We start from the raw sequence: 18,594 nt of genomic DNA, 5'->3' as shown, positions 1-18,594 counted from the left end.
CCTGCGACTGCCGAGACCCCTGTTCCCCATGAGCCACAACCGCCCCGTCGGCATCGACCAGATCGCCGCCTTCGACACCGTCATCGACGCCCGTTCCCCGTCCGAGTTCGCGCTTGACCACCTGCCCGGCGCCATCAACTGCCCCGTGCTGGACGACGAGGAGCGCCGCATCGTCGGCACCATCTACAAGCAGCGCAGCGCCTTCGAGGCCCGGCGGGTCGGTGGCGCCATGGTGGCCGCCAATCTGGCCCGGCACCTGCGCGAGCGGTTCCACGACCAGCCGGCCGATTGGCGCCCGCTGGTCTACTGCTGGCGCGGCGGTCTGCGCAGCGGCTCGATGGTGCAGTGGCTGCGCCTGGTCGGCTGGGATGCGCAGCAGCTCGCGGGTGGCTACAAGCGCTTTCGCGGCCACGTCATCGCGCAGATCGAGGCGATCGCGCCGCAGTTGCCGCTGCGCGTGCTCTGCGGCCCGACCGGCAGCGCCAAGACCGCGCTGCTGCACGCGCTGTCCGCGCAGGGCGCGCAGGTGCTCGATCTGGAAGGGCTGGCGGTGCACAAGGGCTCCGTGCTGGGCAAGGTGCCCGGCACGCCGCAGCCCTCGCAGAAGCGCTTCGAGACGCAACTGGCGGTGCAGCTGCAGGCCTTCGACCTGGGCCGGCCCGTCTACGTCGAGTCCGAGAGCCGCAAGATCGGCCAGATCTCGCTGCCGACACCGCTGCTGGAGCGGCTGCGCGCGAGTCCCTGCATCGAGATCGTCGCGTCACCCGAGGCCCGGCTGGATTACCTGCTGCGCGACTACGTCTATCTGGGCGACGACGGCCCGCGGCTGGCGGAGACGCTCGGCCAGCTGCACGGCCTGCAGGCGAACGAGACGATCGCCCGCTGGCAGGCCTGGGCCGTGGCCGGGGAACTGCGCCCGCTGTTCGCCGAGCTGATGGTGCTGCACTACGACCCGCTGTACGCGCGGTCACAGAACGGCAACTACCAGCGTCTGAAAGAGGCCCGGCGGGTCGAGGCGGCCTCGCTGGACGAGGCCGCGCTGGTGGTGCTGGCCACCGGGATCAGTTCGATTCCTTGACCAGTCGGCCGCTGGCCTGCTGGATCGGGCGGGCGTTCATCGGGTAGAGGCGCGCGAATACCGCGAGCTGGTCCGGCGACATCTGGGCCGGCTGCTTGAGCACCAGCCACAGCACGCCCTCGCTGCACGGCGGCGTCGTCAGCGAGCCCATGTAGGTGTAGTAGCGGCGGTCTTCCGGCAGCAGCAGGTTCATGTCGATCGGCGCGGGCGACTGCAGCTCCTCGTTCTTCTCCAGCGGCAGGCTGTTCCACACCAGCTGCACCATCGGATGCTGCTTGCCCTGGTCCATCAGCACGGCGACCACCGCCAGGCGGCCTTCCGGGTCCTTGTGGACCAGGTGGGCGACCATGTCGTACTGGCGGCCATTGATGCGCTCCTCCGAGGGCCGGTGGAAGTGGAACTGCACCAGGTCGTAGCGGCGGCCGGCGACCTCGATGTTGTTGCCGTAGCCGAGGTTGGCCTGCACCGTGTGGCCGTTGTCCAGCACGTTGAAGCCGGTCGGGCGGTAGTTGAACTTGATCGGCTCCAGCTCGACCTTGAGACCGCCACGGATGTCGATCGGGCTCTGGCGCGTGCCGGAGGCGCAGGTCGAGAAGTCCGGGCGCAGCTTGGCCCATTCGGCCGGGCCACCCTCGCCGGCGTAGGACCAGTGCGCGGCATGGGCGGCCGGTGCATGCGCGGGCGCGGCGGCCTCGGCCGGCGCATGGCCGGCGGGCGCCACGATGCCCATGCGCACGGTGGGCGCTGCGGCTCCATGTTCGGGCGCGGGGCTAGCGGCCCGGCGTGCATGGGTGGCGGCCCGGGGCGCATGCGCCTGGGCCTGGGCCGCGCGAACGGTCGCGATGCGTTCCTGCAGGCGGCGTTGCAGTTCGTCGGAGGGCAGCGCTGCCGGAGCCGCGGCGGCAGCGGGCGCGGCGGCTGCATGACCGGCCGCGGCTGGTTCGACGGCCGCTGCTGCAGGCTTGGCGGCTGCGGGCTTGGCTGCCGGTGCGGCATGACCATCGGCGGCCATGGCCCAGGGGCTCACCAGCAGGGTGGACACCAGCGCGGCGCAATGCAGGGGCTTCAGGTTCAGGATAGGGCGGCGGGTCATCGGGTTCTCCGGCAGGGCTGTTGCTGCAGGTTTTCGACCCGATGACCGGGTGACTTGAGCCCTGTTCGCGGCAGAGACCGCCCGGTCCGCGCTCAGCGGCCGATGAAGATCGCGCGGAAGTCGTTGACGTTCGTCAGCGTCGGTCCGGTGATGACCTGATCGCCCAGGGCCTCGAAGAAGCCGTGGCCGTCGTTGTCGGCCAGCCGGTCCTTCGGGCGCAGGCCCAGCGCCCAGGCGCGCGCCAGCGTCCCGGGTTGCCAGACGGCGCCGGCAATCTCCTCCTGCCCGTCCACGCCATCGGTGTCGCCCGCCAGCGCGTGGATGCGCGGATGGCCGCCCAGCGCGATGCCCATCGACAGCAGGCATTCGACGTTGCGCCCGCCGCGCCCGGTGCCACGCACGGTGACCGTCGTCTCGCCGCCGGACAGCAGCACGCACGGTGCGGCAAACGGTTGCCCCTGCCGGGCAACTTGCAGCGCCAGGCCGGCGAGTACCTTGCCGACATCACGCGCCTCGCCCTCGATGGCGTCGCCGAGGATGTGCGCCGTGACGCCGGCCTCGCGCGCCACGGCGGCGGCGGCTTCGAGCGCTTGCTGTGGCGCGGCGACGATGCGCGTTTCGATCCCCGCCAGGCGTGGGTCACCCGGCTTGACCGATTCGCCTCGGCCGCTGTCGAGCACCTCGCGGGCTGCGGCGGGCAGCTCGATGCCGTAGCGCCGCACGATGTCGAGCGCGTCGGCGCAGGTCGTCGGGTCTGCCACTGTCGGGCCGGAGGCGATGTCGATCGGGTCGTCGCCGGGCACATCCGAGATCAGCAGCGTCAGCACCCGCGCCGGGTGGCACGCCGCGGCGAGCCGGCCGCCCTTGATCGCCGAGAGGTGGCGGCGCACGCAGTTCATCTCGGTGATCGTGGCGCCCGAGGCGAGCAGCGCGCGGTTGATCGCCTGCTTGTCGGCCAGCGTCACGCCCGCCAGCGGCAGCGGCAGCAGCGCCGAGCCGCCACCCGAGATGAGGCACAGCACCACGTCGTCCGCCGTGAGGCCGCCGACGAAGGCGAGCAGGCGCTCGGCGGCGCGCAGGCCGGCTTCGTCCGGGACCGGGTGGGCGGCTTCGATGATCTCGATGTGCTCGCAGGGCACGCTGTAGCCGTAGCGCGTGACCACCAGGCCGGTGAGCGGGCCGGGCCAGTGCTGCTCGACCGCCTGTGCCATCGCGGCGGAGGCCTTGCCCGCGCCGATGACGACCAGCCGGCCGCGCACGCTGGCGGGGTCGGGCAGGTGCGGCGGGATGCACAGGGCGGGCTGGGCGCTGGCGATGGCGGCGTCGAAGAGGCGGCGCAGGAAGGCGGGGGCGTCGGTGAGGGGCATGGTGGTGTGCGTGGGTTCCCGCTTGCGCGGGAATGACGGGTGGTGTGCGGGGCGAGGTCAGGCGGCCGGCGGGCCGACCTCGACATTGGACATCGTCTCCAGCGCCCGCACCATCGCCGAGTGGTCCCAGGCCTTGCCGCCGTGGGCCGCGCAGACGTTGAACAGCTCCTGCGCGGTCGCGGTGTTCGGCAGCGCGACGCCGAGGCTGCGTGCGGTGGACAGCGCGAGGTTCAGATCCTTCTGGTGCAGCTCGATGCGGAAGCCGGGGTTGAAGGTGCGGTCGATCATGCGCTGGCCGTGGACTTCGAGGATCCGGGACGACGCGAAACCGCCCATCAGCGCCGTCCGCACCCGCGCCGGATCCGCCCCCGCCTTGGCCGCGAAGACCAGCGCCTCGGCGACGGCTTCGATGTTGAGGGCCACGATGATCTGGTTCGCCACCTTGGCGGTCTGGCCATCGCCCACGCCGCCAACGTGGGTGATGTTCTTCCCCATCAAGGCGAACAGGGGCCGCACGCGCTCGAACGCCGCCTCGGTCCCGCCGACCATGATCGACAGCGTGGCGTTCTTCGCGCCGACCTCGCCGCCGGACACCGGCGCGTCGAGGTAGTTACAGCCGAGGGCGGCGATGCGCTGCGCGAAGTCCTTGGTGGCGATCGGCGAGATGGAACTCATGTCCACGACGGTCTTGCCAATGCCCAGGCCTGCCGCCACGCCGTGGGGACCGAACAGCACCGCTTCGACATCCGGCGTGTCGGGCACCATCGTGAAGACGATGTCGGCGCGCTCGGCGACGCCGCGGGCCGTGGTGCAGAGCGTGGCGCGGCTGTCGGCGATCGTGGGCGGCACACGGCCGCGGGTGTGGACGAACACGGTGTGGCCGGCGGCGACCAGGTGGCCGGCCATCGGCGCGCCCATGATGCCCAGGCCGATGAAGCCGAGGCGAAGGGGCTGGAAGGTCGAGGAGGTGTCGGCAGTCATGCAGTTTCCTTGGCAAAAGAACGGAACCAGCCCAGGCCCATCTCGGTCGTGGTCGCGGGCTTGTATTCGCAGCCGACCCAGCCGTTCCAGCCGAGCCGGTCGAGGTGCTCGAACAGGAAGGGGTAGTGGATCTCGCCGGTGCCGGGCTCGTGGCGGCCGGGGTTGTCGGCCAGTTGGATGTGCCCGATGCGGTGCAGGTGGCGCGTCAGCGTGCCGGCGAGTTCGCCCTCCATGCGCTGGGCGTGGTAGAGGTCGAACTGCAGCAGCAGGTTGCCGGCATCCACCTCGTCCATCACGTCGAGCGCCTGCGTAGTGCGGTTCAGCCAGAAGCCGGGGATGTCGAAGGTGTTGACCGGCTCGATCAGCAGCGTCAGCCCTGCCGCCTTCAGCTCGCCCGCGGCGTAGCGCAGGTTCTCCACGAAGGTCTGGCGCAGCACCGCGTCCTGCACCCCGGCCGGCGCCTTGCCCGCCAGGCAGTTCAGCCGCGGCACGCCGAGCGCGGTCGCGTACTCGATCGCCCGCTCGACTCCGCGGCGGAACTCGTCCACCCGGTCCGGGTGGCAGGCGATGCCGCGCTCGCCGGCCTCCCAGTCGCCCGCGGGCAGGTTGTGCAGCACCAGTTGCAGGCCCGCGTCGTCGAGCCGTTCCCGGATGTGTTGCGCCGGGTGGTCATAGGGAAAGAGGAACTCCACCGCCTCGAACCCGGCGCGGCGGGCGCGGATGAAGCGGTCGAGGAAGGGCACCTCGGTGAAGAGCATCGAGAGGTTGGCGGAAAAGCGGGGCATAGGGGTTCTCCGGCGCTCGTTCAATCGAGCATGGACGCGATCGCGGTCGGCGCGTCGCTGTGGTCGTGGGCGAGTTCCTCGAACTCGGTGACGTTGTCGATCTCGGTGCCCATGGCGATGTTGGTCACACGCTCCAGGATCACCTCGATCACCACTGGCACGCGGAACTCGGCCATCCAGGCGTCGGCCTGGGCGATGGCAGGGGCGAGTTCCTCCTGGCGGTGGACGCGGATTGCCTTGCAGCCCAGTCCTTCCACCACCTTCAGGTGGTCGACGCCGTAGCCGTGCGAGGGCGCGTCGGCGGGCGTGTTGATGTTGTCGAAGCCGAGTTGCACGCAGTAGTCCATCGAGAAACCGCGCTGGCTCTGCCGGATCAGGCCGAGGTAGCTGTTGTTCACGACGACGTGGATGTAGGGCAGCTTGAATTGCGCGCCCACCGCGAGTTCTTCGAGCATGAACTGGAAGTCGTAGTCGCCCGAGAGCGCAACGATGCGGCGCGTCGGGTCGGCCGCCCGCACGCCGAGCGCGGCGGGTACCGTCCAGCCGAGCGGCCCGGCCTGACCGCAGTTGATCCAGTGCCGCGGATGGTGCACGTGCAGGAACTGCGCCCCGGCGATCTGGCTCAGGCCGATGGTCGAGACGTAGCAGACGTCCCGCCCGAAGGCGCGTGTCATGCACTGGTAGACCCGCTGCGGCTTCATCGGCACGCTGTCGAAATTGGTCTTGCGCAGGTAGCGCACGTCCGATTTGCGGCCCAGGCATTCCATGGCCCAACCCGTGCGATCGCGCAACCGACCTGCGGCTTGCCACTCGCGCGCCACGTCGATCAGCATGGCCAATGCGGCCTTGGCGTCCGAGACGATGCCGTAGTCGGGGGCGAAGACGCGGCCGATCTGCGTCGGCTCGATGTCGATGTGGATGAACTGGCGGCCCTTGCAGTAGACCTCCGGCGAGCCCGTGTGCCGGTTCGCCCAGCGGTTGCCGATGCCGAGCACGAAGTCGCTGGCGAGCATCGTCGCGTTGCCGTAGCGGTGGCTGGTCTGCAGGCCGACCATGCCCGCCATCAGCGCGTGGTCGTCGGGGATCGCACCCCAGCCCATCAGCGTCGGGATCACAGGGATGCCGGTCAGCTCGGCGAACTCGACCAGCAGGTCGGCGGCGTCCGCGTTGATGATCCCGCCGCCGGCCACGATCAGCGGGCGCTCGGCGGTGTCAAGCATCTCCAGCACGCGTTCGATCTGGTGGCGGTGCGCGGCGGGCTTGTAGACGGGCAGCGGCTCGTAGGTGTCGATGTCGAACTCGATATCCGCCATCTGCACGTCAAACGGCAAATCGATCAGCACGGGGCCCGGCCGACCGGAGCGCATCAGGTGGAAGGCCTGCTGGAACGCCCGCGGCACCTGCGCCGGCTCCATCACGGTGGTCGCCCACTTGGTCACCGGCCGGGCGATCGAGGCGATGTCCACGGCCTGGAAATCCTCCTTGTGCAAGCGGGCCCGCGGCGCCTGGCCGGTGATGCAGAGGATCGGGATCGAGTCGGCCTGCGCGGAATAGAGGCCCGTGATCATGTCGGTGCCGGCCGGGCCGCTGGTGCCGATGCAGACACCGATGTTGCCGGCGCGGGCCCGGGTGTAGCCCTCGGCCATGTGCGAGGCGCCTTCGACGTGGCGCGCCAGGATGTGGTGGATGCCGCCGTGTTCGCGCATCGCGCTGTAGAGCGGGTTGATGGCGGCGCCGGGCACGCCGAAGGTCTGCGTCGCGCCTTCCTTTTCCATCACCAGCACGGCGGCCATGGCGGCCTTCATCTTGGGCATCGGGGACTCCTGGGGGATCGTGTTGCGATGGCTGCATGGTCGTGGTGAGGTGGCCGCACGAGAATCCCAGCCCGCCGATAACGCCTATTCCACGGTGGAATACCCCGGCAGGCCCGGCGCGTCGCTACAGTCCGCCCATGGACCGCATCACGGGCGTGCAGCTCTTCATCCGCATCGTCGAGACCGGCAGCTTCAGCAAGGCCGCCGCCGACCTCGGCATCACCCAGCCCACCGCCACCAAGTCGGTCGCCGCCACCGAGCAGCGGCTGGGCGCGCGGCTGCTGCACCGCTCGACGCGCGGCGTGACGCCCACCGAGGTCGGTGCGCTGTACTACGAAAAATGCAAGCGCATCGCCCGCGAGATGGACGAGGCCGACCACCTCGCCACGCTGCTGCAGAGCGCGGTCGGCGGCACCTTGCGCATCAGCACCTCGGTCGCCTTTGGCCGGCGCGTGCTGGTGCCGCTGGTGCTGCGCTACATGCGGGCCCACCCGCAGGTGACGATCGACCTGAGTTTCGACGACCGTTACGTCGATCTGGTCGCACAGGGTGTCGATCTGGCGATCCGCATGGGCCGGCTGGCGGATTCGTCGCTCGGGGCGCGTTACCTCGGCACGAACCCGTGGGTGATGGTCGCCTCGCCCGACTACCTGCGCCAGCACGGTGCGCCGCAGACCGCGGCCGACCTGCCGGCGCACGCCTGCCTCGTCTACAGCAGCGTACAGGGCGATGACCGCTGGGGCCTGACGACGCCGGACGGGCGCGAGGTGTCGGTGCCGGTGCAGGGGGCGCTGCGCTCGAACAACCTCTCGGCGGTGCTGGCGGCGGCGCGGGCGGGGATGGGGCTGGCGGTGCTGCCGTGGTATGTCGCGCACCCGTCGGTGGCGGCGGGCGCGGTGCAGCCGGTGATGCTGGACCACGGGCTGCCGGCGCAGGAGGTCCATGCCGTGTTCCCGTCGCCGAAGTTCGTGCCGTCGAAGGTGACGAGCTTCATCGCGTACCTGCAGCAGGCGCTGGATGGTGCGTGGTGGGCCGTGCCAGGCGCCTGAAGCCCATCAGCCGACTGGGTCGACTCAGCCGACCACTTCGGGCCAGTCTGTGTGAAACCATTGGCCTGCAGGCTTGTCGATGCGCTCGTAGGTGTGCGCGCCGAAGAAGTCGCGCTGGGCCTGCAGCAGATTGGCCGGCAGACGCGCCGTGCGCAGGCTGTCGTAGTAGCCGAGCGAGGCGCTCATCGCCGGCACCGGGATGCCCTGCGTCACGGCGTGCGCCACCACCTCGCGCCAGGCCTGCTGCGTGCGGTTCAGCAGCGCGGCGAAGTAGGGCGCCAGCATCAGGTGCGCCAGATCCGGCTGGGTGCGGTAGGCGTCGGTGATGTGGTTGAGGAAGCGCGCCCGGATGATGCAGCCGCCGCGCCAGATCGACGCCAGCCCGCCGAGGTCGATGTCCCAGCCCTTGTGCGCGCTCATGCTCCGGACGAGGTCCAGCCCCTGCGCATAGCTGATGACCTTGGCCGCGTAGAGCGCGTCGTGGATCTTGGCCACCAGCGCGTCGCGTGCGGCCTGGTCGCCGGTCCACGGCGTGGTCGGGCCTTGCAGGATCTGGCTGGCGGCGACGCGCTGCGCCTTCTGCGACGACAGCACGCGCGCCTCGACCGCGGCGTTGATCGTGCTGATCACGACCGCCTGCTCGGCCGCGTTGACGAGCGTCCACTGACCGGTGCCCTTCTGGCCCGCCTTGTCGAGGATGAGTTCGACGATCGGGCGGCCGGTTTCCGGGTCGATCTGCTCCAGCGCCTTGCCGGTGATCTGGACCAGGTAGCTCTGCAGCTCGCCCTCGTTCCAGCGGTTGAAGACCTCGGCGATCTCCAGCGTCGCCATGCCCGCTGACTGCATCAGGTGGTAGGCCTCGCAGATGAGCTGCATGTCGCCGTACTCGATGCCGTTGTGGATCATCTTGACGTAGTGGCCCGCGCCGCCCGGCCCGATGTGGCGCACGCAGGGCTGGCCTTCGGCGACCGCGGCGATGCTCTCGAAGATCGGCTGCATCACCGCCCAGGTCGAGGCCGGCCCGCCCGGCATGATCGCCGGCCCCTTGCGCGCACCTTCCTCGCCGCCCGAGACGCCCGCGCCGATGAAGCGCAGGCCCAGCGGCGTGAGCCACGCGTCGCGGCGTTCGGTGTCGGTGTAGAGGCTGTTGCCGCCGTCGATGACGATGTCGTCGGCCTCCAGCAGCGGCAGGAGCTGCTCGATCACCGCGTCCACCGCCGCGCCAGCCTTCACCATGATCATCACCTTGCGCGGGCGCGCCAGGCTCTGCACGAAGTCGGCGAGGGTGTGTGTGGCCGTCAGGCGCTTGCCCGGGTGCTGCGCCACGAATTCGTCCGTGACCGCGGCGGTGCGGTTGTAGACGCTGACGTGGAAGCCGCGGCTTTCCACGTTGAGCACCAGGTTCTGGCCCATCACGGCCAGGCCGATCAGGCCGAAATCGTTGAGCTTGTCTGTCATCGCATCACTGTCGAGGCTGAAGAGGCGGACAGGGTAGCGGGCCGGGCGTGGCGGGTCCAGTCCGCTGGTGACGGAAATCCGACCTCTGGCAGGGGGGGCTGACGGATAGCCGGTTCCGGGCAGACCCGTGGGGCCTGGGTGCCGTTTCAAATCAAGCACTTGGATCACGCCAGCGGCCAGAATGCCCACCGGAGCAGCTGGCACGACCTGTGCATTCTGACCGGACATGGCTGCCTTCCCTGACCTGATCCGAGCGCGACGGGCCCACCTTGCACGGTTCGTGCGGGTGGCGCTGCTGTCCTGTGCCGGCCTGATGGCCGGTGCCGTGCTGGCGCAGGAAGCCGACACGCTGCGCAAGATCGCCGAGACCGGCACGATCAATCTCGGGCACCGCGAGTCCTCGGTGCCGTTTTCCTACTACGACCAGCGCAAGCAGGTGGTGGGCTACTCGCACGAGCTGATGCTGCGGCTGCTCGACACCATCAAGGCCGAGCTGAAGCTGCCCGCGCTCACCATCAAGCTGATCCCGGTGACGGCGCAGAACCGCATCCCGCTGGTGCGCAACGGCACGGTCGATCTGGAATGTGGCTCGACCACCCACAACGCCGACCGGGCACGGCAGGTCGCTTTTTCCACCACCTTCTTCATTGCGGGCACGCGGCTGATGTCGCGCCGCGGCTCCGGCATCCGCGACTTCCCCGATCTGGCGGGCAGGGCCGTCGTCGTCACCGCGGGCACCACCTCCGAGCGGTTGCTGCGCACCTACACGGAACGCAACGGCCTGCGCCTGGCCATCCTGCCGGCGCGTGACCACGGCGAGTCCTTCCAGGCGCTGGAGTCCGGCAAGGCCGACGCCTTCATGATGGACGACGCGCTGCTCTACGGCGAGCGTGCCAAGGCCGTGCGCCCGGACGACTGGGTGGTGGTCGGCACCCCCATGTCGACCGAGGCCTATGCCTGCATGATGCGGCGCGGCGATCCGGCATTCAAGGCGGTGGTCGACCGCGGCCTGACCGTGCTGATGCGGTCGGGCGAGGCGCTGAAGATCTACACCCGGTGGTTTCAGGCGCCCATTCCTCCCAAGGGACTCAACCTGAACTGGCCGCCGTCTCCGGCGTTGCTGGAGTTGTACAAGAATCCCAATGATCGGCCGCTGGGCTGATGCGTGCATCGGCCCTGGCGGGCTGGTCCACTCCCTGATCCCTGACTGCATGTCGCACTTTTGAAGGAACTCCCATGAAGAAATCACTGCTGGTTGTTGCCGCTCTGCTGGCCCTGGGCACGGCCCAGGCCGACACCCTCAAGAAGATCAAGGACAGCGGCACTGTCACGATGGGCGTGCGCGAGTCTTCGGGCGCGCTGTCGTACACGCTGGGCGACAACAAGTTCGTCGGCTACCACATCGAGCTGTGCGAGCGCGTGATCGCCGATCTGGAAAAGTCGCTGGGCACCAAGCTGGCCATCAAGTACCAGCCGGTCACCTCGCAGAACCGCATCCCGCTGGTCGAGAACGGCACCGTGGACATCGAGTGCGGCTCCACCACCAACAACGCCGCCCGCCAGAAGCAGGTCGCGTTCGCCGTCACCACCTTCGTCGAGGAAGTGCGCATCGCGGTCAAGGCGAACTCGGGGATCACCTCGATCGCCCAGCTCAACGGCAAGAGCGTGGCCACCACCACCGGCACCACCTCGGTGCAACTGCTGCGCAAGAACGAGAAGGCCACGGGCGTCGACTTCAAGGAAGTCTTCGGCAAGGACCACGCCGACAGCTTCCTGCTGCTCGACTCCGGACGCGCCGACGCCTTCGTGATGGACGGCGCCATCCTGGCCGGCAACATCGCCAAGGCCAAGAGTCCGGCCGATTTCAGGATTGTCGGCGAGGTGCTGTCGGTCGAGCCGATCGCCATCATGCTGCGCAAGGACGATCCGGCCTTCAAGACGGCAGTCGACAACAGCCTGAAGGCGATGATGAAGTCCGGCGAGATCGCCAAGGCCTGGGACAAGTGGTTCATGCAGCCGATCCCGCCGACCAATTCGAAGGTCGGCATGCCGGTCAATGACAACACCAAGATGGCCTGGGCGAGCCCCAACGACAAGCCGGCCGAAGACTACGCCAAGAAGTAAGCGGCCAAGCCAAGCCAAGACAAGACAAGAGGAGTGACCCTGTGACTACCTGGGACTGGCAGGTCTTCTGCAAGAACACCGTCGATGGTGAGGTGATCCCGCGCTGCTTCGGCGAGGGCGGCGACATCACCTACCTCGACTGGCTGCTGTCAGCCTGGGGCTGGACGGCGTCGGTGTCGGTGCTGGCGCTGGTCGTGGCGCTGGCCTTCGGGGTGCTCATGGGCATCCTGCGCACCACGCCGAGCAAGGCGCTGGTCCTGCTCGGCGATGCCTGGACGGAGCTGTTCCGCAACATCCCGGTGCTGGTCCAGGTCTTCCTCTGGTACTTCGTGATCCCGGAGCTGGTGCCGCCGCTCAAGCAGGTGCCGAGCTTCGTGCTGGTGGTGCTGGCGCTGGGATTCTTCACCTCGGCGCGGGTGTCCGAGCAGATCAAGGCCGGCATCCAGAGCCTGCCGAAAGGCCAGCGCTACGCGGGTCTGGCGATGGGCCTGACGCTGCCGCAGACCTACCGCTACGTGCTGCTGCCGATGGCCTTCCGCATCGTCGTGCCGCCGCTGACCAGCGAGAGCATGGGCATCGTCAAGAACTCCTCGGTGGCGTTCTCGGTCTCGGTGGCGGAGCTCACGATGTTCGCCCGCCAGGCGCAGGAAGAGACCTCGCGCGGCATCGAGGTCTATCTGGCCGTCACGGGCCTGTACTACCTCACCTCGATCCTCGTCTACCAGGTGGCGAAGGTCATCGAGCAGCGCGTGCGCATTCCCGGCCAGACGAGCGGAGGCAAGTGACCATGGCATCCGGACTCCAACTCGACTTTTCCTTCCTCACGGCCGACGTGCTGGCGAGCTACGTCAGCAAGGGCCTGTGGTTCTCGGTGCAGCTCACGCTGGTGGCGATGGTCGGCGGCATCGTGCTCGGCACGCTGCTGGCGCTGCTGCGGCTGTCGGGCAAGAAGTGGCTCGAAATGCCCGCCGCGCTCTACGTGAACACCATGCGCAGCATCCCGCTGGTCATGGTCATCCTGTGGTTCTTCCTGCTGATTCCTCTGCTCATCGGGCAGCCGATGGGGGCGGAGCTGTCGGCGGTGATCACCTTCACGCTGTTCGAGGCGGCCTATTTCGCCGAGATCATGCGGGCGGGCATCCAGTCGATCCCGCGCGGTCAGGTCCACGCCGGCTACGCGGTCGGCATGAACTACCGCCAGACCATGCAGCTCATCGTGCTGCCGCAGGCCTTCCGCAACATGCTGCCGGTGCTGATGACGCAGACCATCATCCTGTTCCAGGACACCTCGCTGGTGTATGCGATCGGGGCCTATGACCTGCTCAAGGGCTTCGAGATCGCCGGCAAGAACTTCAACCGGCCGGTGGAAACCTATCTGGTGGCCACGGTGGTGTATTTCGTGATCTGTTTCACGCTGTCGATGCTGGTCAAGCGTCTGCAGAAGAAGATCGCCATCATTCGCTGAGATTCCCTGAGATTCGCTGAGGAACAACGTTGTGATCGACATCAAGAACATCTCCAAGTGGTACGGCAGCTTCCAGGTGCTCACCGACTGCACCACGACCATCAAGAAGGGCGAAGTGGTCGTCGTCTGCGGCCCGTCCGGCTCGGGCAAGTCCACGCTGATCAAGACGGTCAACGCGCTGGAGCCGTTCCAGAAGGGCGACATCGTCGTGGACGGCATCTCGATCGCCGACCCGAAGACCGATCTGCCCAAGCTGCGCAGCCGCGTCGGCATGGTGTTCCAGCACTTCGAGCTGTTCCCGCACCTGTCGGTGACCGAGAACCTGACGCTCGCACAGATCAAGGTGCTCGGCCGCTCGCAGGACGAGGCGCTCAAGCGCGGTCTGAAGATGCTGGAGCGCGTCGGCCTGATCGCGCACAAGGACAAGTTCCCGGGTCAGCTCTCCGGTGGCCAGCAGCAGCGGGTGGCGATCGCGCGTGCGCTGTCGATGGACCCGATCGTGATGCTGTTCGACGAGCCGACCTCGGCGCTCGACCCCGAGATGGTCGGCGAGGTGCTGGACGTGATGGTGCAGCTCGCCAACGAGGGCATGACCATGATGTGCGTGACCCACGAGATGGGGTTCGCGAAGAAGGTCAGCCACCGGGTGATCTTCATGGACCAGGGCCGCATCATCGAGGACTGCCGCAAGGACGAGTTCTTCGGCAATCCGGACGCGCGTTCGCCGCGCGCCAAGGAATTCCTCTCCAAGATCCTGGGGCACTGAGCACCCCTCTGGCCCCGCAGGTCCGCCAGCCCACGGCGGACGGCCAGTCCCATCCCCTCTGAAGCCTGACACCCCGCGCGGCCCGACTTTCCGGGCCGTGCCGGTTCGCCACGCCTTGTCGTCCCACCGACGGCCCATTCCCTGCGTTTTTCTGTCATTTTCTGAGTTGATTCGGAGCTTTCCATGTCCTTGATGCAATCTTCCCTGCGCGGCCTGCTGGCTGTCGTGCTGACTGCGGCGGTCGGCTGCGCGCTGGCCCAGTCGGTCAGCAAGCCCAACGTGGTCGTGCTCGCCACTGGCGGCACCATCGCTGGCGCCGGTGCTTCTGCTGCCAACAGCGCCACCTACCAGGCCGCCAAGGTGCCGGTCGACAAGCTGATCGCCGGCGTGCCCGAACTGGCCGACGTGGCCCATGTGCGCGGCGAGCAGGTGTTCCAGATCGCCTCCGAGAGCTTCACCAACGAGAAGCTGGTGACGCTGGCCAAGCGGGTCTCCGCGCTCGCCAAGGATCCGGCGGTCGACGGCATCGTCATCACCCACGGCACCGACACGGTGGAAGAGACCTCGTTCTTCCTGACGCTGACCGTCCACACCGACAAGCCGATCGTCATGGTCGCCTCGATGCGCCCGGGCACCGCCATGTCGGCCGACGGCATGCTCAACCTGTACAACGCCGTCGTGCTGGCGGGTGACAAGGAGTCGCGTGGCAAGGGTGTGCTGATCGCGATGAACGACGACATCCTGAGCGGCCGCGATGCCTCGAAGCGCATCAACATCAAGACCAATGCGTTCAGCAGCCAGTGGGGCGCGCTCGGTCTCGTCGTCGAGGGCCGCAGCTACTGGTTCCGCGCACCGGTGAAGCGCCACACGGTGAACAGCGAGTTCGACATCGACAGCATCAGCACGCTGCCGGACGTCCAGATCGTCTACGGCTCGGGCAACATGGGCACGGCGCTGTACGAAGCCGCGGCGAAGTCGGGCGCGAAGGCCATCATCCACGCCGGCACCGGCAACGGCTCGGTGGCCGACTACGCGGTCGAGACGCTGAAGAAGATCCGCGCCTCGGGCGTGCAGATCATCCGCTCCGCCCGCGTCGCTGACGGCCTGGTGCTGCGCAACTCCGAGCAGCCGGACGACAAGTACGACTGGGTGGTCGCCAACGACCTGAACCCGCAGAAGGCCAAGATCCTGGCCGCGGTCGCGCTGACCAAGACCAATGACCCGAAGGAACTGCAGCGCATCTTCTGGCAATATTGACCGGATCCGATCTGATCCGATCGACATGGAGCACAGGGGAACTGACACGGAACCGTCTCGCATCTTCGGGCCCCGCCGCCCCATCTGGCCTTCGCTGCGCCGGCTGCTCGGCATCGTGCTGGCCGGGCTCGCCGTCGGGCTGGCCGGGTGGAGCGGATTCCGGATCAGCGAGCAGCACGGCACGCTGGCGCTGCGCGACGAGTCGAACCACCGGCTCGACCTGTTCGCCTCCGCCGTCGAGGGCATGGTCAAGCGGCTGGAACACGTGCCCGCCACGATCCAGCTCAACCAGGACGTGCAGGCGCTGCTGCTGGAGCCCCGCCACGCGCTGCGTGTCAGCCGTGTCAACGACTACCTGCGCCGCCTGAACGCCCACCTGGGCAGCCTGGCGGTGTTCGTGCTGGACGAACGCGGCGTGGTGGTCGCCTCCAGCAACAGCGAACTGGGCGATGACAGCCAGCTCGGCGAGGACCTGTCCTTCCGCCCCTACTTTCTCGAAGCCCTGTCCGGCCAGGTCGGTCGCCATTTCGCCATCGGCGCCAAGAGCGGGCAGCCCGGCTACTTCGTCTCGCATCCGATTCGCGACGGTGCCCGGGTGCTCGGCGTGGCCACCATCAAGATCAGCCTCGATCCGGTGGACGAGGTCTGGGACATGCTCGGGGCGCCCGCGCTGCTGGCCGACACCAACCAGGTCGTGATCCTCTCCTCGCGGCCGGAGTGGCGCTACACCGCGCTGGCCGAGCTGTCCCTGGAGCGGCGGGTCGATCTGCAGATCACCCGGCTCTACAACAACCAGCAGATCCCGCGCTTCCCGCTGCCGGTGAAGCTCTCGATCGACGAGGACAGCCAGGTGCTCGAAGGCGTGCTGCCCGGCGGTCTGCCCCCCGACTCCGACGCGGCCCGCCCGGTGCGCAGCAGCACGCTGGTGCTCGGCCGCACGCTGGATGGCATGGACTGGCGGCTGCTGATCTTTTCGGACCTGCGCAGCGTGCGCAACCAGGCGGTGCTGAACAGCATGCTCTCGGCCGTGGCGGCGGGGTTCGTGCTGCTGCTGGCGCTCTACCTGAACCAGCGTCGACGCATCGCGCGCCAGAAGATCGAGTCGCGCCAGATGCTGGAGCGTGCCAACACCGAACTCGAACACAAGGTGGCCCGCCGCACGCGTGCGCTGACGGACTCCAACACCCGGCTGCGCCGCGAGATCGCCGAGCGCGAGCAGGCCGAGCTGACGCTGCGCGCGGCGCAGGACGAACTGGTCCACGTCGCCAAGATGGCCGTGCTGGGGCAGCTCGCCACCGGCATCACCCACGAGCTGACGCAGCCGCTGGGCGCGATCCGCACGCTCTCGGGCAATGCGCTGGAGTTCATGCGCCGGGGTGACCTGAAGGCGGTGCAGGGCAATCTGCAGTTCGTCACCCGGCTGGCCGACCAGATGGGCAACATCATCCAGCCGCTCAAGGGCTTTGCCCGCAAGTCGCTGGCCCAGCCCGCGGCGACCGATGTGGCCCACGCGGTCAGCAACGCGCTGTTCCTGTACGACCAGCGCCTGCGCAAGGAGGGCATCACGGTGCACAACCGCTGCGAGCCCGGCCAGATCATCGCCTGGTGCGACCCGAACCGGCTGGAGCAGGTGCTGATCAACCTGATCGGCAACGCGATGGACGCGATGCGCGACACCGCGGTGAAGGTGCTGACGCTGGAGGCCGTGTCCGACCCGGCCTGCACGCCGCCCCTGCGCATCGAGGTGTCCGACAGCGGCCCCGGCGTGCCCGAGGACGTGCGCCAGCGCCTGTTCGAGCCCTTCTTCACCACCAAGGAAGCCGGTGTCGGCCTCGGCCTGGGCCTGGCGATCTCGCGCGACATCGTGCGCGAGTTCCACGGGGACCTGGAGGCGGACAATCTGCCCGGGGGCGGGGCCTGTTTCACCGTGCGCCTGCCGGCTGCCCCTGACCCTGAAGAAGAGCCCACCACGACATGACCGCCCTGACCTCCACCCTGGCGTCTGCGCCACTCACCGTTCTCATCGTCGAGGACGATTTCCACATGCAGCTCGGCTGTGTCCAGGCGCTGCAGCTCGCCGGCCTCACGGTCGAGGCGGTGGATTCGGCCGAAGACGCGATGGCGCGCATCACCCCCGGTTACGCTGGCATCGTCGTGACCGACATGCGCCTGCCCAGGGCGGACGGCCTCTCGCTGGTGCGCCACTGCCATGCGCTCGACCCGGACCTGCCCGTCATCATGATCACCGGACACGGCGATGTGACGCTGGCGGTCGAGGCCATGCGCAGCGGCGCCTACGATTTCATCCCCAAGCCCTTCTCGCCCGAGATCCTGGTCGAGATCGTGCGCCGCGCGATGGAGAAGCGCAGCCTCACGCTCGAAGTCGCCACGCTGCGCCGCGTGCTGGCCCGACGCGACGGGATCGATGGCAAGCTCATCGGCCGCTCGCCGCAGATCCAGCGCGTGCGGCGGCTGGTGATGGAAGTGGCCGACAGCCCGGTGGACGTGCTGATCCAGGGCGAGACCGGTACCGGCAAGGAAGTGGTGGCCCGGGCACTGCACGATTTCTCCGGGCGGCGCGAGGGCAGCTACGTGGCGCTGAACTGTGGCGGCGTGCCCGACACGCTGCTCGACAGCGAACTCTTCGGCCACGAAGTCGGCGCCTTCACCGGCGCGCAGAAGAAGCGCATCGGCAAGATCGAGCACGCCCATGGCGGCACCCTGTTCCTCGACGAACTGGAGACCATGCCGATGGGCATGCAGATCAAGCTGCTGCGGGTGCTGCAGGAACGCGAGATCGAGCGCCTGGGCTCCAACCAGCCGCCGCCGGTGGATGTGCGCGTGGTCGCGGCGACCAAGGACGATCTGCTGCAGCGGGCGCAGCAGGGCGGGTTCCGCACCGATCTCTACTACCGGCTCAACGTGGTCACGATCGAGCTGCCGCCGCTGCGCGAGCGGCGCGAGGACATTCCCGTGCTGCTGGAGCACTTCATGCTGCTCGCCACCAGCCGCTTCAACCGTCCGCCGCCCCAGGTCACCACCGAGCAGATGCACCGCCTGATGGCCCACCACTGGCCCGGCAATGTGCGGGAACTGCGCAACATGGCGGACTGCCTGGTGCTGGGCGTGCGCAAGGACATCCTCGGCCCCGGTCCGGCGCCCGAATCCACCGGTGACGGTGCGGAGGAGGGCCTGTCGCTGTCCGATTCGGTCGACAGCTTCGAGCGCAGCCTGATCGCTGCGGAACTGCGCCGCCAGGAGGGCAACATTGCCCGCACCGCCAAGGAGCTGCGCGTGCCCAAGACGACGCTCAACGACAAGATCCGCAAGTACCGGCTGCAGGGCGAATAGGCCGCC

The 18,594-nt window shown here is 68.5% G+C and carries 16 protein-coding genes; 10 read left to right on the top strand and 6 right to left on the bottom strand.

Annotated elements, in window-relative coordinates:
• Positions 1–28 precede the first annotated feature (28 nt).
• The gene (mnmH, locus tag BDD16_RS20890; protein WP_179635701.1) at positions 29–1,078 is read left to right on the top strand and encodes a tRNA 2-selenouridine(34) synthase MnmH; all 1,050 of its coding nucleotides are present in this window, start codon (positions 29–31) and stop codon (positions 1,076–1,078) included.
• Here the strand turns inward: mnmH and BDD16_RS20885 are convergent.
• The 5 genes from BDD16_RS20885 to gcl all read right to left on the bottom strand — a co-directional run bounded on the left by BDD16_RS20885 (position 1,062) and on the right by gcl (position 7,118).
• Positions 1,062–2,171, bottom strand: coding sequence for a carbonic anhydrase (locus BDD16_RS20885; protein ID WP_246332629.1), 1,110 nt, complete (start codon positions 2,169–2,171; stop codon positions 1,062–1,064). The two genes, mnmH and BDD16_RS20885, sit on opposite strands and share 17 nt — an antisense overlap.
• A gap of 92 nt (positions 2,172–2,263) precedes the next feature.
• The gene (locus tag BDD16_RS20880) at positions 2,264–3,538 is read right to left on the bottom strand and encodes a glycerate kinase type-2 family protein (RefSeq protein WP_179635700.1); all 1,275 of its coding nucleotides are present in this window, start codon (positions 3,536–3,538) and stop codon (positions 2,264–2,266) included.
• Positions 3,539–3,595: 57 nt separating this feature from the next.
• Positions 3,596–4,519: a 2-hydroxy-3-oxopropionate reductase gene (gene glxR, locus BDD16_RS20875; RefSeq protein WP_179635699.1), complete on the bottom strand. Its 924-nt coding sequence runs from the start codon at positions 4,517–4,519 to the stop codon at positions 3,596–3,598.
• The gene (gene hyi, locus BDD16_RS20870) at positions 4,516–5,304 is read right to left on the bottom strand and encodes a hydroxypyruvate isomerase (protein ID WP_179635698.1); all 789 of its coding nucleotides are present in this window, start codon (positions 5,302–5,304) and stop codon (positions 4,516–4,518) included. Before hyi ends, glxR begins: the two co-directional genes overlap by 4 nt.
• Before the next feature lie 20 nt (positions 5,305–5,324).
• Positions 5,325–7,118: a glyoxylate carboligase gene (gcl, locus tag BDD16_RS20865; RefSeq protein ID WP_179635697.1), complete on the bottom strand. Its 1,794-nt coding sequence runs from the start codon at positions 7,116–7,118 to the stop codon at positions 5,325–5,327.
• Between the two features lie 137 nt (positions 7,119–7,255).
• Between gcl and BDD16_RS20860 the strand changes: the two genes are divergently transcribed.
• A complete protein-coding gene (locus tag BDD16_RS20860; protein ID WP_179635696.1) occupies positions 7,256–8,167 on the top strand; it encodes a LysR family transcriptional regulator in 912 nt (303 codons plus the stop codon).
• A 24-nt stretch (positions 8,168–8,191) separates the two neighbouring features.
• Here BDD16_RS20860 and gnd read toward each other — a convergent pair whose 3' ends face one another.
• Positions 8,192–9,625 carry a decarboxylating NADP(+)-dependent phosphogluconate dehydrogenase gene (gnd, locus tag BDD16_RS20855; RefSeq protein WP_179635695.1) on the bottom strand — a complete coding sequence of 478 codons (1,434 nt, stop codon included), beginning with the start codon at positions 9,623–9,625 and terminating at the stop codon, positions 8,192–8,194.
• A 313-nt stretch (positions 9,626–9,938) separates the two neighbouring features.
• Here gnd and BDD16_RS20850 point away from each other — a divergent pair, with 313 nt between their 5' ends.
• The 8 genes from BDD16_RS20850 to BDD16_RS20815 all read left to right on the top strand — a co-directional run bounded on the left by BDD16_RS20850 (position 9,939) and on the right by BDD16_RS20815 (position 18,588).
• On the top strand, positions 9,939–10,787 hold the full coding sequence (locus tag BDD16_RS20850) for a transporter substrate-binding domain-containing protein (protein ID WP_179636283.1): 849 nt from the start codon (positions 9,939–9,941) through the stop codon (positions 10,785–10,787).
• Positions 10,788–10,861: 74 nt separating this feature from the next.
• Entirely contained in the window at positions 10,862–11,749 is an 888-nt protein-coding gene (locus tag BDD16_RS20845; protein ID WP_179635694.1) for an amino acid ABC transporter substrate-binding protein, read from the top strand.
• A gap of 41 nt (positions 11,750–11,790) precedes the next feature.
• Positions 11,791–12,534, top strand: coding sequence for an amino acid ABC transporter permease (locus BDD16_RS20840; protein WP_179635693.1), 744 nt, complete (start codon positions 11,791–11,793; stop codon positions 12,532–12,534).
• Between the two features lie 2 nt (positions 12,535–12,536).
• On the top strand, positions 12,537–13,214 hold the full coding sequence (locus BDD16_RS20835) for an amino acid ABC transporter permease (RefSeq protein WP_179635692.1): 678 nt from the start codon (positions 12,537–12,539) through the stop codon (positions 13,212–13,214).
• A gap of 31 nt (positions 13,215–13,245) precedes the next feature.
• Positions 13,246–13,980 (top strand): amino acid ABC transporter ATP-binding protein, encoded by a 735-nt coding sequence (locus BDD16_RS20830; RefSeq protein WP_179635691.1) that lies wholly within the window; start codon positions 13,246–13,248, stop codon positions 13,978–13,980.
• 183 nt (positions 13,981–14,163) lie between these two features.
• Positions 14,164–15,237, top strand: coding sequence for a type II asparaginase (locus BDD16_RS20825; RefSeq protein WP_375139088.1), 1,074 nt, complete (start codon positions 14,164–14,166; stop codon positions 15,235–15,237).
• 25 nt (positions 15,238–15,262) lie between these two features.
• The gene (locus BDD16_RS20820; RefSeq protein WP_179635690.1) at positions 15,263–17,215 is read left to right on the top strand and encodes an ATP-binding protein; all 1,953 of its coding nucleotides are present in this window, start codon (positions 15,263–15,265) and stop codon (positions 17,213–17,215) included.
• Positions 17,212–18,588: a sigma-54-dependent transcriptional regulator gene (locus BDD16_RS20815; RefSeq protein WP_179635689.1), complete on the top strand. Its 1,377-nt coding sequence runs from the start codon at positions 17,212–17,214 to the stop codon at positions 18,586–18,588. Before BDD16_RS20820 ends, BDD16_RS20815 begins: the two co-directional genes overlap by 4 nt.
• Positions 18,589–18,594 lie beyond the last annotated feature (6 nt).

The sequence above is a fragment of the Sphaerotilus montanus genome (assembly GCF_013410775.1).
Classification (GTDB): domain Bacteria; phylum Pseudomonadota; class Gammaproteobacteria; order Burkholderiales; family Burkholderiaceae_C; genus Sphaerotilus; species Sphaerotilus montanus.
Note: the sequence above shows the minus strand (reverse complement) of the source record. Positions and strands in the feature narration are given on the sequence as shown.

Coding starts and splice junctions, on each gene's coding strand:
- gcl (WP_179635697.1), bottom strand. CDS start 7,118: ATGCCCAAGATGAAGGCCGCCATGGCCGCCGTGCTGGTGATGGAAAAG.
- BDD16_RS20820 (WP_179635690.1), top strand. CDS start 15,263: ATGGAGCACAGGGGAACTGACACGGAACCGTCTCGCATCTTCGGGCCC.
- BDD16_RS20880 (WP_179635700.1), bottom strand. CDS start 3,538: ATGCCCCTCACCGACGCCCCCGCCTTCCTGCGCCGCCTCTTCGACGCC.
- BDD16_RS20850 (WP_179636283.1), top strand. CDS start 9,939: ATGGCCGGTGCCGTGCTGGCGCAGGAAGCCGACACGCTGCGCAAGATC.
- BDD16_RS20815 (WP_179635689.1), top strand. CDS start 17,212: ATGACCGCCCTGACCTCCACCCTGGCGTCTGCGCCACTCACCGTTCTC.
- gnd (WP_179635695.1), bottom strand. CDS start 9,625: ATGACAGACAAGCTCAACGATTTCGGCCTGATCGGCCTGGCCGTGATG.
- BDD16_RS20845 (WP_179635694.1), top strand. CDS start 10,862: ATGAAGAAATCACTGCTGGTTGTTGCCGCTCTGCTGGCCCTGGGCACG.
- BDD16_RS20885 (WP_246332629.1), bottom strand. CDS start 2,171: ATGACCCGCCGCCCTATCCTGAACCTGAAGCCCCTGCATTGCGCCGCG.
- BDD16_RS20835 (WP_179635692.1), top strand. CDS start 12,537: ATGGCATCCGGACTCCAACTCGACTTTTCCTTCCTCACGGCCGACGTG.
- BDD16_RS20860 (WP_179635696.1), top strand. CDS start 7,256: ATGGACCGCATCACGGGCGTGCAGCTCTTCATCCGCATCGTCGAGACC.
- hyi (WP_179635698.1), bottom strand. CDS start 5,304: ATGCCCCGCTTTTCCGCCAACCTCTCGATGCTCTTCACCGAGGTGCCC.
- glxR (WP_179635699.1), bottom strand. CDS start 4,519: ATGACTGCCGACACCTCCTCGACCTTCCAGCCCCTTCGCCTCGGCTTC.
- BDD16_RS20825 (WP_375139088.1), top strand. CDS start 14,164: ATGTCCTTGATGCAATCTTCCCTGCGCGGCCTGCTGGCTGTCGTGCTG.
- mnmH (WP_179635701.1), top strand. CDS start 29: ATGAGCCACAACCGCCCCGTCGGCATCGACCAGATCGCCGCCTTCGAC.